The sequence below is a fragment of the Paraburkholderia sp. RAU2J genome (genome assembly GCF_003634845.1).
Taxonomy (GTDB): domain Bacteria; phylum Pseudomonadota; class Gammaproteobacteria; order Burkholderiales; family Burkholderiaceae; genus Paraburkholderia; species Paraburkholderia fynbosensis.
The window spans coordinates 2,177,775-2,193,078 of record NZ_RBXG01000001.1 but is presented as its reverse complement, the minus strand read 5'-3'; the positions used below and the strand labels follow the sequence as shown (position 1 = coordinate 2,193,078).

General features: G+C 65.3%; 14 protein-coding genes. 12 read left to right on the top strand and 2 right to left on the bottom strand.

What is annotated here, in order from left to right; all coding sequences use genetic code 11:
- Positions 1 to 80: 80 nt before the first annotated feature.
- Positions 81 to 539 (top strand): DUF2844 domain-containing protein, encoded by a 459-nt coding sequence (locus B0G69_RS10040; protein ID WP_121316734.1) that lies wholly within the window; start codon positions 81 to 83, stop codon positions 537 to 539.
- A gap of 42 nt (positions 540 to 581) precedes the next feature.
- Here B0G69_RS10040 and B0G69_RS41370 read toward each other — a convergent pair whose 3' ends face one another.
- Complete coding sequence (locus B0G69_RS41370) at positions 582 to 1,517, bottom strand: hypothetical protein (protein WP_199731279.1); 936 nt, start codon at positions 1,515 to 1,517, stop codon at positions 582 to 584.
- Positions 1,518 to 1,558: 41 nt separating this feature from the next.
- Between B0G69_RS41370 and B0G69_RS10025 the strand changes: the two genes are divergently transcribed.
- The gene (locus tag B0G69_RS10025; protein ID WP_241991297.1) at positions 1,559 to 2,638 is read left to right on the top strand and encodes a DUF3443 family protein; all 1,080 of its coding nucleotides are present in this window, start codon (positions 1,559 to 1,561) and stop codon (positions 2,636 to 2,638) included.
- A 146-nt stretch (positions 2,639 to 2,784) separates the two neighbouring features.
- Here the strand turns inward: B0G69_RS10025 and B0G69_RS10020 are convergent, their stop codons facing one another.
- Complete coding sequence (locus B0G69_RS10020) at positions 2,785 to 4,113, bottom strand: aspartate aminotransferase family protein (RefSeq protein ID WP_121316733.1); 1,329 nt, start codon at positions 4,111 to 4,113, stop codon at positions 2,785 to 2,787.
- Between the two features lie 350 nt (positions 4,114 to 4,463).
- Between B0G69_RS10020 and urtA the strand changes: the two genes are divergently transcribed.
- The 10 genes from urtA to ureC all read left to right on the top strand — a co-directional run bounded on the left by urtA (position 4,464) and on the right by ureC (position 15,304).
- A complete protein-coding gene (gene urtA, locus B0G69_RS10015; protein WP_121319284.1) occupies positions 4,464 to 5,762 on the top strand; it encodes an urea ABC transporter substrate-binding protein in 1,299 nt (432 codons plus the stop codon).
- 339 nt (positions 5,763 to 6,101) lie between these two features.
- On the top strand, positions 6,102 to 7,751 hold the full coding sequence (urtB, locus tag B0G69_RS10010) for an urea ABC transporter permease subunit UrtB (protein WP_121316732.1): 1,650 nt from the start codon (positions 6,102 to 6,104) through the stop codon (positions 7,749 to 7,751).
- A gap of 1 nt (position 7,752) precedes the next feature.
- Complete coding sequence (gene urtC / locus B0G69_RS10005) at positions 7,753 to 8,946, top strand: urea ABC transporter permease subunit UrtC (protein ID WP_121316731.1); 1,194 nt, start codon at positions 7,753 to 7,755, stop codon at positions 8,944 to 8,946.
- Positions 8,943 to 9,806, top strand: coding sequence for an urea ABC transporter ATP-binding protein UrtD (gene urtD / locus B0G69_RS10000; protein WP_121316730.1), 864 nt, complete (start codon positions 8,943 to 8,945; stop codon positions 9,804 to 9,806). Before urtC ends, urtD begins: the two co-directional genes overlap by 4 nt.
- Positions 9,807 to 9,857: 51 nt before the next feature.
- Entirely contained in the window at positions 9,858 to 10,550 is a 693-nt protein-coding gene (gene urtE / locus B0G69_RS09995) for an urea ABC transporter ATP-binding subunit UrtE (protein ID WP_121316729.1), read from the top strand.
- A 163-nt stretch (positions 10,551 to 10,713) separates the two neighbouring features.
- Positions 10,714 to 11,619, top strand: a complete 906-nt coding sequence (locus B0G69_RS09990) for an urease accessory protein UreD (protein WP_121316728.1) — start codon at positions 10,714 to 10,716, stop codon at positions 11,617 to 11,619.
- Between the two features lie 249 nt (positions 11,620 to 11,868).
- Positions 11,869 to 12,681 (top strand): transporter substrate-binding domain-containing protein, encoded by an 813-nt coding sequence (locus B0G69_RS09985; RefSeq protein WP_121316727.1) that lies wholly within the window; start codon positions 11,869 to 11,871, stop codon positions 12,679 to 12,681.
- A 226-nt stretch (positions 12,682 to 12,907) separates the two neighbouring features.
- Complete coding sequence (ureA, locus tag B0G69_RS09980) at positions 12,908 to 13,210, top strand: urease subunit gamma (RefSeq protein ID WP_042327793.1); 303 nt, start codon at positions 12,908 to 12,910, stop codon at positions 13,208 to 13,210.
- 18 nt (positions 13,211 to 13,228) lie between these two features.
- The gene (locus B0G69_RS09975; protein WP_121316726.1) at positions 13,229 to 13,534 is read left to right on the top strand and encodes an urease subunit beta; all 306 of its coding nucleotides are present in this window, start codon (positions 13,229 to 13,231) and stop codon (positions 13,532 to 13,534) included.
- A 63-nt stretch (positions 13,535 to 13,597) separates the two neighbouring features.
- A complete protein-coding gene (gene ureC / locus B0G69_RS09970; protein WP_121316725.1) occupies positions 13,598 to 15,304 on the top strand; it encodes an urease subunit alpha in 1,707 nt (568 codons plus the stop codon).

Genomic DNA, 15,304 nt, shown 5'->3' with positions numbered 1-15,304 from the left:
CATTCTCCATTCGGAGTTTTCCTGCAATCCCAATAACGGCCCACGGGCACCATGCTCCGATCTGTTTCCGGAGTATTGAGATGAAATTTTTGAAGATCGCACTAGCGCTCGCGGCGCTGGCGCCGCTCGCCGCTTACGCGACATTGGGCGCGCAGCCAGTCGCGCGTACGCGTGCGGTTGCGGCGTCGCGGTCGTTGCTGCAGTCGTCGGTGGCAACCGGCGCGTCGGCCGCGTCGTACACGGTGCGCGAGGCCAAGGACGCCGACGGCGTGACGATCCGCGAATACGTGTTGCCCACCAACGTGGTGTTTGCCGTCTCGTGGCAAGGTCCGGTGCGCCCGGACATGAGCGAACTGCTCGGCAGCTACTTTCCGAACTTCGCCAACCCCGGCGAAGGACGCGCGCAAGGCATCGGCCCGATGGTCCAGCACAACAGCGCGTTCCATATCGAGTCGGCCGGCCATACAGGCTACTTTTTCGGCAAGGCGTATCTGCCGCGCCTCGTTCCCGCCAATGTCCGCATGGAGACTCTGCAATGAAGCGGCGCGTGCATTCATCGAACGGCAACTCCATGACCTTATTCAACAAGAAACTTTGCTGCGCGCTTGTGAGCGCCAGTGTGACGCTGTCCGCGTGCGGGGGTGGCGGAGGCGATGACGGCGGCGGTCAGCCGGCGACGGCGCCGCCTCCGCCTCCGCCTCCGACTCCAACTGCAACTCCAACCTCAACTCCGAATCCAAGCCCAAGCCCAAGCCCAAGCCCAAGCCCAAGCCCAAGCCCAAGCCCAAGCCCAAGCCCAAGCCCAAGCCCAAGCCCAAGCCCAAGCCCAAGCCCAAGCCCAAGCCCAAGCCCAAGCCCAAGCCCAAGCCAAGCCCAAGCCCAAGCCCAAGCCCAAGCCCAAGCCCAAGCCCAAGCCCAAGCCCAAGCCCAAGCCCAAGCCCAAGCCCAAGCCCAAGCCCAAGCCCAAGCCCAAGCCCAAGCCCAAGCCCAAGCCCAAGCCCAAGCCCAAGCCCAAGCCCAAGCCCAAGCCCAAGCCCAAGCCCAAGCCCAAGCCCAAGCCCAAGCCCAAGCCCAAGCCCAAGCCCAAGCCCAAGCCCAAGCCCAAGCCCAAGCCCAAGCCCAAGCCCAAGCCCAAGCCCAAGCCCAAGCCCAAGCCCAAGCCCAAGCCCAAGCCCAAGCCCAAGCCCAAGCCCAAGCCCAAGCCCAAGCCCAAGCCCAAGCCCAAGCCCAAGCCCAAGCCCAAGCCCAAGCCCAAGCCCAAGCCCAAGCCCAAGCCCAAGCCCAAGCCCAAGCCCAAGCCCAAGCCCAAGCCCAAGCCCAAGCCCAAGCCAAGCCCAAGCCCAAGCCCAAGCCAAGCCCAAGCCCAAGCCCAAGCCCAAGCCCAAGCCCAAGCCCAAGCCCAAGCCCAAGCCCAAGCCCAAGCCCAAGCCCAAGCCCAAGCCCAAGCCCAAGCCCAAGCCCAAGCCCGACACCAAGCCCGACACCAAGCCCGACACCAAGCCCGACACCAAGCCCAACCCCGACACCAACTCCCGTCACCAACACCGTCCCCCTGACCGTGGAACGATGGACGAGCTACGTCAACATCCCCTATGTCAGCGTCACGATCTGCATTCCAGGGGGCCAGGGCGCGAACCAGTGCGCGACGATCGATCACATGCAGGTCGACACCGGCTCGGTCGGCGTGCGCGTGCTCGCCAGCGCATTAGGTTCGGCGCTCACCGCCAGCCTGCCAGCGCAATCGGGCGCCACCGACGATCCGACGGGTAGCGCAGCGATCGCCGAATGCGCGCAGTTCAACACCGGCTTTACATGGGGAGCAGTCAAACGCGCCGACGTAACGATCGGCAGCAAGATGGCGGGCAACCTGCCTATCCAGGTAATCGCCGACGGCAAGTACTCAACACCGTCGGACTGTCTGTCGCGCGGCGGCACCAACCTGGACACGAAGGCCCGGATGGGCGCGAACGGCGTAGTCGGCATCTCGACGGCACTGCGCGATTACGCGGCGGCCGCGAACACCGCGCTGCCGGCAACGTATTACTATTGCTCGTCCGCGGCGGCGTGCACGAGCACGCGAGTGCCGCTCGACATCCAGGTCATGAATCCGGTCGCCAATTTCACGTCGGATAACAACGGCACGATCATCCGTCTGCCGGCGTTGCCGGCGGGCGGCCAGGCCAACGCGACGGGTGAACTGGTGTTCGGCATCGGCACGCAGGCGAACAATGCGCTGCCGTCGAATGCGAACATTCTCACGCTGAACCAGTACGGCTATTTCACGACCACGTACCAGGGCTACTCGTATCTCAGCGCAATCGACAGCGGCTCCAATGCGAACTTCTTCACGGACTACACGACGCCTTATTCGGGCGACTGGTTCGTGCCGATCACCACGCTCAGTCTGTCCGCGACTCTCGTTGGCGCCACCAGCGGATCCAAGCCGGTGAGCGTGCCGTTCTCACTGGCGAACGGCTTTACGCTATTGGCTAATCCCTACGCGGCCTATGACAGCCTCGGCTCGCCCATGTACAGCATGTTCGTCTGGGGACTGCCGTTCTTTTACGGCCGCAGCGTCTACACCGCACTCAACAACGCAACGATCGGCACCCATACGGGGCCCTTCATCGCGTTCTGATCGGGCGGCGCAAGCAAGGGATCGAAACGGAAAAGGCCGGCGCCTCACGGCGCCGGCCTTCTCGCCAGCAGCACCATCGCATCGTCCACGACAAGCACGCGCGGATCACACAAGAGCCATCCCTATTCGAATCGCGACGACCACATCTACTCCGTCTCCCTCAACACCTCCGCCACCGTCCCGAAGATCTCCTCGAGCTGCGCCTCCTCGACGATCAACGGCGGCGAGAACGCCAGAATATCCCCGGTATAACGCGTCAACACTCCCTTCTCGAAGCAGCGCACGAACACGTCATACGCACGCGCGCCCGGCGCGCCGTCGCGCGGCGCCAACTCCACGCCACCGACAAGACCCAGATTGCGCACGTCGATCACATGCCGTTCACCGCGCAGCTTGTGGATCGCGCTTTCGAACAGCGGTGCCATGCGCGCGGCCCGCTCGAACAGTTGCTCGCGCTCATACAGATCGATCGTTGCGCACGCCGCGGCGGCCGCGATCGGATGCCCCGAATACGTATAGCCGTGAAACAGCTCGATACCACCCGGCGCGCCGTTCACGATCGCGTCGTGTATCTTCGCGCTCGCCGCGACCGCGCCCATCGGCGCGGCGGCATTGTTGGTGCCCTTGGCCATCGTCAACAGATCGGGCGTGACGCCGAAGTACTGCGCGGCGAACGGTGCGCCGAGGCGTCCCCAGCCGGTGATCACTTCGTCGAAGATCAGCAGGATGCCGTGCCGGTCGCAGATCTCGCGCAGCCGCTGCAAATAGCCTTGCGGTGGAATCAGCACGCCCGTGGACCCGGCCACCGGCTCGACGATCACCGCGGCGATCGTCGACGCGTCGTGCAACGTCACGAGCCGCTCGAGTTCGTCGGCGAGATGTGCGCCCCACGCGGGTTGTCCCTTCGAAAATGCCGCTTCCTCGAGGTTCAGCGTATGCGGCAGGTGATCGACCGCCGGCAGCAGGCCGCCTGAAAACGCCTTGCGGTTCGGCGCAATGCCGCCCACCGAAATGCCGCCGAAGCCGACGCCGTGATAACCGCGCTCGCGTCCGATCAGGCGCGTGCGCTGCCCTTCGCCGCGCGCGCGGTGATAGGCGAGCGCGATCTTCAGCGCGGTATCGACGGCCTCCGAGCCCGAGTTGGCAAAGAAGATGTGCTTCAGATCGCCCGGCGTGTGGCGGGCAATTTTCGTCGCGGCTTCGAAGGCCTTCGGGTGGCCCATCTGGAAGGTCGGCGCGAAATCCATTTCAGCCGCCTGCGCCTGCACCGCCGCGACGATCTCGTCGCGGCAATGGCCCGCGTTCACGCACCACAGCCCGGCCGTGCCGTCGAGAATGCGCCGCCCATCGTGCGATGTGTAGTACATCCCCTTCGCGCTCGCCAGCAGGCGCGGCGCGCTCTTGAACTGACGGTTCGCGGTGAAGGGCATCCAGAAAGCGGACATATCGGGTGGGCCGACGGCGCGCTCGTTCATGTTCGTGTCTCCTCGCGTGAGTGGTCTTTCAGTGTAGGCAGAGCGCGGCGCATGCACAAAGGAGCGGCGGCCATGCACCGCTGACGCCCGCTGGCGGATACGGGCGCTTCGTTGCGGCGCGACGCGCACCCGAACGAAGCGCTTGCCGCGATCCTGCACCACTTTCGCGCGGCCGGGCGCCCCGCTGCCTCGGCGTGCATCCGCGCCATGGCGCGCTGCCTATGCAATTCGAGTCGAAATTGCCGCATGGCATGTGGCTTGCAGTACAAGAGCGGCAAGTCATGCGGGATAAGCCCTGCTGGCTGAAATCGATGCCCATAACAGTCACCATCAACGGCAAGGGGAAACACATGAAACGTCGCAGTCTGTTGAAGTTCGGCTCCATGTCCGGCGCATTGGCGCTTGCTGGTCAGGTGCCGTTCGCGAATGCGCAGTCCGGCAGTGGTCCGATCAAGGTGGGCATTCTGCATTCGCTGTCGGGCACGATGGCGATCTCCGAAACGTCGCTGAAGGACACCGCATTGATGACCATCGCGGAGATCAACAAGAATGGCGGCGTGATGGGCCGTCAGCTTCAGCCGGTGGTGGTCGACCCGGCGTCCAACTGGCCGCTGTTCGCCGAGAAAGCACGTCAACTCATCACGCAGGAGAAGTGCGCGGTGGTGTTCGGCTGCTGGACTTCCGTGTCGCGCAAATCGGTGCTGCCGGTGTTCGAGGAACTGAACGGCCTGCTGTTCTATCCAGTGCAGTACGAAGGCGAAGAAATGTCGCGCAACGTGTTCTACACGGGCGCAGCGCCGAATCAGCAGGCGATTCCCGCGACCGAATATCTGATGAGCGCCGAAGGCGGCGGCGCCAAGCGCTTCTTCCTGCTAGGTACCGACTATGTGTATCCGCGTACGACCAACAAGATCCTGCGCGCGTTCCTCAAGTCCAAGGGCGTGCAGGAAGCCGATATTCAAGAGGTCTACACGCCGTTCGGCCATAGCGACTATCAGACCATCGTCGCGAACATCAAGACCTTCTCGCAAGGCGGCAAGACCGCGGTGATCTCGACCGTCAACGGCGACTCGAACGTGCCGTTCTACAAGGAACTCGGCAACCAGGGACTGAAGGCCTCGGACGTGCCGGTGGTCGCGTTCTCGGTCGGTGAAGAGGAACTGCGCGGCATCGACACGAAGCCGCTGGTCGGCAACCTCGCCGCATGGAACTACTTCATGTCGGTGCGCAGCCCGGCCAATGAAAAGTTCAAGAAGGAATGGGCGACCTGGGTCAAGGACAACAACCTGCCGGGCGGCTCGAAGCGCGTGACCAACGACCCGATGGAAGCGACCTTCGTCGGCATCCACATGTGGAAGCAGGCGGTCGAGAAAGCGAAGAGCACCGACGTCGACAAGGTGCGCGTGGCGATGATCGGCCAGACTTTCGCGGCGCCCTCGGGCTTCACGCTGGAGATGGACGGCAACCACCATCTGCACAAGCCGGTGATGATCGGCGAAGTACGCGCCGACGGCCAGTTCAACGTGGTGTGGCGGACCAAGACCGCGATTCGCGCCCAGCCGTGGAGCCCGTTCATCGCCGGCAATTCGAGCAAGCCGGATGTGGTCAGCTCGATTCCGGCGTTCCTGAAGCGCTCGCGCATCGCCTGAGCGGACTGACAGGACGGCGCGGCGGTGCGGTTGGTTAGCCGCCTCGCCGTGTAGCGAGCCGATGTATGTGATTCCAGCGGGGGCGCGCTTGCCGCACCGCGCGTTCAGCCTCGTGAAGCGGGTTAGGCCGTGCGCCTGTGCATTCGCATCGTCGGTCTGGATTGGCGCGGTTGAATTCGCGGAACTCACGCCCTTGCACGTACCCGCCGGCTGCGTCTGCGCAGTCGCGGCGGCCGAAGCGGATTCACGGCGCGCACCCGCGCAGCAGCAACCCGACAGCGCGGCACGACCGCTTGTGTTGCATCCACGCCGCGCTGCCGGTTTTCTTCAAAGGCCACCATGGCGTTTTCATTTTTCACAGACGCACGGCGATTCGCACGACGGCTTGCACGGCGCAGTATCGCCGGTGCTGCGCTGGTGCTCGTCGCCGGCGCCCCGCTCGCCGCGTTCGCGCTGACTCCCGCCGATGTCGCGCCGCTTGCCGGCGACGACTTCGACGCCAAATCCGCGGCGATCGACAAGCTGATCGCCAACCACGACAAGGAATCGCTCGCGGTGCTCAAGGCGCTGTCCGACGACAGCGCGCTCGCGACCGACGCGGGCGCCGTGCTGCTGCAGGACGGCGACACCGCACGCGATGCCGTCACCGGCAAGACGGTGGCCGCCGGCGACGCGCAGCCGGTCACCCTGAACAACCTGCTGCGCTCGAAAGTGTCGGGCGCACTTGCAGGCCTGCAACTCGACTCGCCCGACCGGGCCACCCGCGAAGCCGCGATCGGCGCGCTGTTGCAAAATCCCGATCCGGCGATCAAGCCGCTGGTCGACGCGGCCCGCGCGAAGGAAACCGATCCGGCGCTGAAGAAGCGCCTCGACACGCTGTGGGCGATGACCGCGCTGCACGACGCCGACCCGGCCAAACGGCTGGAGGCCGTGCAACTGGTGGCCGCGCGGCACGACCTCGACATGAACGAACTGCTGCGCCCGCTGGTCGCGAAGAAAGCGGACGGCAGCTTCGCCGAAGCCGACGAGCGCGTGCGGGCCGCCGCGCAAACGGGCATCGACGAACTCGATGCGATCCAGCGCCGCGGCCAGATCGCCGGCACGCTGTTCGCCGGGTTGTCGCTCGGCAGCGTGCTGCTGCTCGCCGCGCTCGGCCTTGCGATCACGTATGGGCTGATCGGCGTGATCAACATGGCGCACGGCGAATTCCTGATGATCGGCGCGTACGCCACTTACGTCGTGCAGAACCTGTTTCAGCGCTTTGCGCCGGGCGCGTTCGACTGGTATCCGCTGCTCGCGGTGCCGGCGTCGTTCATGGCGGCGGCGCTGGTCGGCATCGTGCTCGAACGGCTGGTGCTCAAGCATCTGTATGGGCGGCCGCTCGAAACGCTGCTGACCACCTTCGGCGTGAGCCTGATCCTGATCCAGGCGACGCGCATGCTGTTCGGCGCGCAGAACGTCCAGGTGATCAACCCGGCCTGGATGAGCGGCGGCGTGAGCGTGCTGCCGAATCTGATCCTGCCGTACAACCGCCTCGCGATTCTGGCGTTTTCGCTGATCGTCGTCGGCATTGCGTGGGCGGTGTTGACCAAGACGCGCCTCGGCCTGTTCGTGCGCGCGGTTACGCAGAATCGCCGGATGGCCGCGTGCGTCGGCGTGAAGACCGCGCGCGTCGATTCGTATGCGTTCGCGTTCGGCGCGGGCATCGCGGGTCTCGGCGGCTGCGCGCTGTCGCAGATCGGCAACGTCGGGCCGGACCTCGGCCAGAGCTACATCATCGATTCGTTCATGGCGGTCGTGCTCGGTGGTGTCGGGCAGCTGGCGGGCACTGTCATCGGCGGCTTCGGGCTCGGGCTCGTCAGCAAGGCGATCGAGCCGTTCTGGGGCGCGGTGCTCGCGAAGATCGCGGTGCTGGTGCTGATCGTGTTGTTCATCCAGAAGCGTCCGCAGGGCATGTTCGCCCTCAAGGGCCGTAGCGCGGAGGCATGAGATGACTTCTGCTACTTCGACGACTTCGTCGGCTCACGGCGGCGCGACGAGCGGCGGCGCGGCCGCCGCACGCGACGCGCAGTCCGGCTTCGCGCTCGGCCTGCCGCCGCGCCCCGCGCTGCTGTCGCGGCGCGCGTGGCTCGCGCTGATGGCACTCATCATCGTGTTCGGACTCGGCGTGCCGTTCGCCACGCTGGTGCTGCCGGAGACGAGCCCGCTGCATCTGTCCGCTTACGCGACGACGATCACCGGCAAGTTCATGTGCTACGCGATCGCGGCGCTCGCGCTCGATCTCGTGTGGGGCTACTGCGGCATTCTGAGCCTCGGCCACGCGCTGTTCTTCGCGCTGGGCGGCTACGCGATCGGCATGTACCTGATGCGCGCGATCGGCCACGACGGCAAGTACGGCAGCGATCTGCCCGACTTCATGGTGTTTCTCGACTGGCATCAACTGCCGTGGTACTGGCAGGGCACGCAGCATCTCGGCTACGCGCTCCTGCTGGTGGTGCTGGTGCCGGCGGTGGTCGCGTGGGTGTTCGGCTTCTTCACGTTCCGCTCGCGCGTGAAGGGCGTGTACCTGTCGATCATCACACAGGCGATGACCTTCGCCGCGATGCTGCTGTTCTATCGCAATGAAACGGGCTTCGGCGGCAATAACGGCTTCACCGACTTCAAGCGCATCGGCGGTTTTCCGATCACGCATGCGGGCACGCGCACCGCGCTCCTGCTGATCACGTTCGCGGTGCTGATCCTCGCGTTCCTCGGCGCGCGTGCGATCGTCACGTCGAAGCTCGGCCGCGTGGTCACCGCCGTGCGCGACGGCGAAACGCGCCTGATGTTCCTCGGCTACAGCCCGCTCGCCTACAAGCTGTTCGTGTGGACCGTGTCGGCGGTGCTGTGCGGGATCGCGGGTGCGCTGTACGTGCCGCAGGTCGGCATCATCAATCCGGGCGAGATGTCGCCGGGCAACTCGATCGAGATGGCGATCTGGGTGGCGGTGGGGGGACGCGGCACGCTGATCGGGCCGATCATCGGCGCGTTCGCGGTGAACGGCGCGAAGAGCTTTTTCACGGCGAATTTCCCCGAATACTGGCTGTTCTTTCTCGGTCTGATCTTCGTGCTGGTCCCGCTGCTGCTGCCCAACGGCATCATGGGACTGTTCGAACTGGTGACGCGCAAAAGGAACCGCTCATGAACGAAAACCCGATGGTTCCTGATCTGGCTTTACCGGAAGCGCCCGCCGAGCATTCGCTGAGCGGCGTCGCGAACATGGGGCACGTGGTGGTGCCCGGCGAGATCGACGTGTCGCACGGCACGATCCTGTATCTCGAAGACGTGACGGTGAGCTTCGACGGCTTTCGCGCGTTGAACGCGCTGTCGCTCTCGATCGACGCCGGCGAACTGCGCTGCATCATCGGCCCGAACGGCGCCGGCAAGACGACGATGATGGATGTCATCACCGGCAAGACCGAGCCGGACTCCGGCAAGGTCTTTCTCGGCCAGTCGATCGACCTGACGCGGATGAACGAGCCGTCCATCGCGCGGGCGGGGATCGGCCGCAAGTTCCAGAAGCCGACCGTGTTCGAGCAACACCCCGTGTGGGAAAACCTCGAACTGGCGATGAAAACCGACAAGGGCTGGTTCGCGTCGTTGCGTGCGCGGCTGGATCGCGAGGCGCAGGCGCGCATTGAAGAAACATTGGCGCTGATCGGTCTGGAAAGCGAAGCGCGGCGCTCAGCCGGCGAGCTGTCGCATGGACAGAAGCAGCGCCTCGAAATCGGCATGCTGCTCATGCAGCAACCGGCGCTGCTGCTGCTCGACGAACCGGCCGCCGGCATGACCGACGACGAAACCATGCAGCTGGCCGAGTTGCTCAACCATTTGCGCGGCACCTGTTCGATGATGGTCGTCGAACACGACATGGAGTTCGTGGCGGCGTTGTCGGGCGACACAGGCAAGGTAACGGTGATGGCCGAAGGTCGCGTGCTCGCGCACGGCACGCTCGACGAAGTCAAGCAGGACGAGACGGTCATCGAGTCGTACCTGGGTCGATGAGCGGCCAATGAGTATGCCGATGAATCAAAGCTTCGAACGGATAAAACGACCATGCTGGAAGTAGACAAGCTGAACCAGTACTACGGCGGCAGCCACATCCTGCGCGATGTGAAGCTCACCGTGCCCGACGGCAAGCTCACTGTCCTGCTGGGCCGCAACGGCGTCGGCAAGACCACGCTGCTGCGCTGCCTGATGGGCGTGGTGCAGACGAGGAGCGGCTCGATCGCCTGGCGCGGCACGCCGATCACCAAACTGCCGACCTATTCGCGCGTCGAACGCGGGCTCGCCTATGTGCCGCAAGGCCGCGATATCTTTCCGCGGCTGAGCGTCGAGGAGAATCTGCTGGTCGGCGCGGCCAGCAAGAAGGCGCCGAAGAAAATCCCCGACCGTATCTACGAACTGTTCCCGGTGCTCAAGGACATGCGCAGCCGGCGCGGCGGCGATCTGTCCGGCGGTCAGCAGCAGCAGCTCGCCATCGGCCGCGCGCTGATGAGCGATCCGCAATTGCTGATTCTCGACGAACCGACCGAAGGCATTCAGCCTTCGATCATTCAGGACATCGGCCGCACGCTGCGTCAACTGGTGGAGGAAATGGGCATGACGGTGCTGCTCGTCGAGCAGTACTACGACTTCGCGAAGGACATCGCCGATCGCTACTGGGTGATGAGCCGCGGTGAGATCGTGGCGGGCGGCGAAGGCGCGAATATGGACACGGATGGCGTGCGCGCGTTGATCGCGGTTTGATCATCGAGTCATCGTCGTGCGACCGGCTCGCGCCAACGCGCATGCTATTCTCGCCGCATCGCCAGGCGGCGCGGCTCGCGTCCGCGTAACGGGCGCAAGTTCGCTTCGCCTAACACGGCGCCTTCATACGCCGCTTCAACACGTCGACCGCACGCCCATTCGCATGTCGCTTCACGAAAATCACGCCACGCTCGCTGGTGCGAAACCTGCGGCACAAGCCGCCGCGCAGACCGCCGCGCCTTCGTCATGGCACGCGCGTCTCGAACTCGGCTTCGCCAAACGGGACACGCGCACGACGCTCGTGCACCGGCGGCATCACGGACCGTTGCGCGTGCAGCGCACGCTGCATCCCGAAGGCGAGGCGATCTGCCATGCGGTGATCGTGCATCCACCCGGCGGCATCGCCGGCGGCGATCAGCTCGATATCGACATCGCGCTCGGCGCCGGTTCGCATGCGGTCATCACCACGCCCGGCGCGACCAAGTGGTACAAGGCCAATGGCCGCGCCGCGCGCCAGCAGATCGCGGTGCGTGTCGGCGAGCATGCGAAGCTCGACTGGCTACCGCAAAACAACATCGTGTTCGACCACGCGAACGCGCATCTGGACTTCTCGCTGACGCTGGCCGAAGGCGCCACCGCGTTGGGATGGGATGCGACCCAGCTCGGGCGCCAAGCCGCCGGTGAATGCTGGTCGGATGGCCGCTTGCGCGCCGTCTCGCGGATCGTGGGTCCGCAAGGCGAGCTGTTGTGGCTCGAACGCGCGTCCCTCGACGCCGACGATCCGCTGCGCAATGGCCCCCAAGGGCTGGCAGGCTTTCCCGCCTATGGCACGCTATGGGCCGTCGGCGCCGCGTGCGACGACGCGCTCGCCGAGTCGCTCACCGCGCGGTTGCCGTTCGACGATTCGCTGCGCGCCGCCGCTTCGTGCGTAACGAACGGCGTGCTGCTCGTGCGCGCGGTATCGCGTTCGATGGAAACACTGCAGCACGCATTGACGGGCTGCTGGCTGCAACTGCGGCCAATCGTGCACGGCGTCGCGGCAAAGCCTTTGCGAATCTGGTCGACCTGAACGATCCGGCGAGGGGTTTGCCCGTTCGCACAGCCTCTCACCTCTGCAAGGCCACTCGCGCACCACGCCGGCGCAGCCGCTCGCCCCAATCGGGTGCGCCGCCCGCTTTTTCGCCCGCTTCCCCAAGCTGCACCGCGATGGCACACACCTTGCGTCGTCCAACGCCACGATGCTGCCGCGCCTCGACGGCAGCCGGCCGGCTCACCGCCGTCACGACACCATCACCACACCGCGCCACCGCTCACGACCATGAAACTATCGCTTACCCGCCCCACGCGCCGCGCGTTGCTCGCCGCGCTGCTGTCCGTGCCCATCGTCGCGCACCTCGCCTTTCATGCGGTCGCCGCTCACGCGGACACGCTCGACAACATTGCCAAGGCGGGCGTGCTGAAAGTAGCCGTGCCGGAAGACTATCCGCCGTTCGGCGCGGTCGGCCCCGACATGAAGCCGCAAGGCTATGACATCGACACCGCCGCGCTGCTCGCGAAGTCGATGAACGTGAAGCTCGAACTCGTGCCGGTCAACAGCGCGAACCGGATTCCGTATCTGCAAACGGGCAAGGTCGATCTGGTGATCTCGTCGCTCGGCAAAACGCCGGAGCGCACGAAGGTGATCGACTTTTCGAGCGCCTATGCGCCCTACTATCAAGGCGTGTTCGGCCCCGCCGACATCAAGGTGAGCGGCCCCGCCGATCTGACCGGCAAGACGGTCGGCGCGACGCGCGGCGCGCTCGAGGAAATCGGCCTGTCGCAGATCGCGCCGAACGCCACCATCAAACGCTTCGAGGACAACAACGCGACCATCGCCGCGTTCCTGTCGGGCCAGGTGCAATTGATCGCCGCGGGCAATATCGTCGCAGCCGCGATCATCGCGAAGAATCCGCCGCGCCGGCCCGAGCCGAAGTTCGTCATCAAAAATTCGCCGTGCTTCGTCGGCATGAACAAGAACGAGCCGCGCCTGCAGCAGAAAGTGGACGCGGCGATCGCCCAGGCCAAACACGACGGTACGCTCGACACGATGTCGAAGAAGTGGTTCGGCGCGCCGTTGCCGGCCGACCTGTAAGCGAGCCCCGTTTGTAAGCGGGCCGTTAGCCGGACTTGTTACCGTGAGCGGCCTGGCGAGTTCATCCGGCTTTGCCTGCGTCGCCGGCTCGCCGCGTTCGCATGGCGCGCTCGCGGCCGCGACGCACAACGCCTATCATGGTCGCGGCCGGTGGTCCCTGCGGGGACCGCCCTGACGACCTGTCCGGACCATCACCCCGACCGTCCCAACCGAACCCATACATTCGATGAAGCTCACACCTCGCGAGAAGGACAAGCTGCTGATCTTCACCGCCGCGCTGCTTGCGGAACGGCGCCGCGCGCGCGGCCTCAAACTCAACTACCCGGAAGCGATCGCGTTCATCACCGCGGCGCTCATGGAAGCGGCCCGCGACGGCAAGACCGTCGCCGAGGTCATGTACTACGGCACCACGCTGCTCACCCGCGACGACGTGATGGAAGGCGTGCCGGAGATGATCCCCGACATTCAGGTCGAAGCCACCTTCCCCGACGGCACCAAGCTCGTCACCGTTCATCACCCGATCCCTTAAGCGTACAAGGCAAGCCCCATGATTCCCGGCGAACTCATCACCGACGACGGCGAACACGAGCTCAACGCAGGCCGCGCGACGGTCACGGTGGTCGTGTCGAATACCGGCGACCGCCCGGTGCAGATCGGCTCGCATTATCACTTCTACGAGGTGAACGAGGCGCTCTCGTTCGATCGCGACACGGCGCGCGGCTTCCGGCTGAATATCGCGGCGGGCACCGCCGTGCGCTTCGAACCCGGCCAGGAACGCACCGTCGAGCTGGTCGCGCTGGCGGGCGAGCGCGTCGTCTACGGTTTCAACGGCAAGGTGATGGGCAAGCTCTGACGCCCGCATGCGTCCTATGCGCCCGACTGCCCGAACCGCCCTGCTCCATTCCGGACTCACACCATGACCTTACGCATTGACCGCCGCGCGTACGCGGAAATGTTCGGCCCCACTACCGGCGACCGCGTGCGTCTCGCCGACACCGAGTTATTGATCGAAGTCGAACGCGATTTCACCACCTACGGCGAAGAAGTGAAATTCGGCGGCGGCAAGGTGATTCGCGACGGCATGGGCCAGTCGCAACGCGTGCATGCCGACGTGGTCGACACCGTCGTCACGAACGCGGTGATTCTCGACCATTGGGGCATCGTCAAAGCCGACATCGGCATCAAGGACGGCCGCATCGCGGCGATCGGCAAGGCGGGCAATCCCGACATCCAGCCGAACGTGACGATCGCGATCGGCGCGTCCACCGAAGTGATCGCGGGCGAAGGCCTGATCGTGACGGCGGGCGGCATCGACACGCACATTCACTTCATCAGTCCGCAGCAGATCGAGGAAGCGCTCGCGAGCGGCGTGACGACGATGCTCGGCGGCGGCACGGGCCCGGCCACGGGTACGAATGCGACCACCTGCACGCCGGGTCCGTGGCATCTCGAACGGATGCTGCAGGCCGCCGACGGTTATCCGATGAACCTCGGTTTTCTCGGCAAGGGCAACGTGAGCCAGCCGCAACCGGCGCTGGAGCAGATCGCCGCAGGCGCGATCGGCCTCAAGCTGCACGAGGACTGGGGCACGACGCCGGCCGCGATCGACAACTGCCTCTCGGTTGCGGACGACACCGACACCCAGGTCGCGATCCACACGGATACGCTGAACGAAGCGGGTTTCGTCGAAGCGACCGTGGCCGCGTTCAAGGGCCGCACGATCCACACGTATCACACGGAAGGCGCGGGCGGCGGCCACGCGCCGGACATCATCAAGGTGTGCGGCGAAGCGAACGTGCTGCCCTCGTCGACCAATCCGACGCGCCCCTACACCGTCAATACGCTCGAAGAGCATCTCGACATGCTGATGGTGTGCCACCACCTGGACCCGTCGATCGCGGAAGACATCGCGTTCGCCGAATCGCGCATCCGCCGCGAGACGATCGCCGCCGAAGACATCCTGCACGATCTCGGCGCGCTGTCGATGCTGTCGTCGGATTCGCAGGCGATGGGGCGCGTGGGCGAAGTGATCATCCGCACGTGGCAGACCGCGCACAAGATGAAGGTGCAACGCGGCGCGCTGCCTGAAGACACCGCGCGCCACGACAACTTCCGCGCGAAGCGCTATGTCGCCAAGTACACGATCAATCCGGCGATCACGCACGGCATCGCGCATGAGGTCGGCTCGATCGAACCGGGCAAGTGGGCGGACCTGGTGTTCTGGGAGCCGGCGTTCTTCGGCATCAAGCCGTCGCTAATCCTCAAGGGCGGCATGATCGCGATGGCACAGATGGGCGACCCCAACGCATCGATTCCGACGCCGCAGCCGGTGCATTATCGCGAGATGTTCGCGACGCGCGGCGGCGCCTTGGGGCGCACCTCGCTGACCTTCGTCTCGCAGATGGCCGCCGATGCCGGCGTGGCCGAGCGCTATGGGTTGAACAAGCGTATCGTGGCCGTGAAGAACTGTCGCAACATTTCGAAGGCCGACATGATTCACAACGCCTGGCGCCCGGCGATCAGCGTCGATCCGGAGACCTATCAGGTGATCGCCGACGGTCAGTTGCTGACCTGCGAACCGGCCACCGTGCTGCCGATGGCGCAACGCTACTTTCTGTTCTAA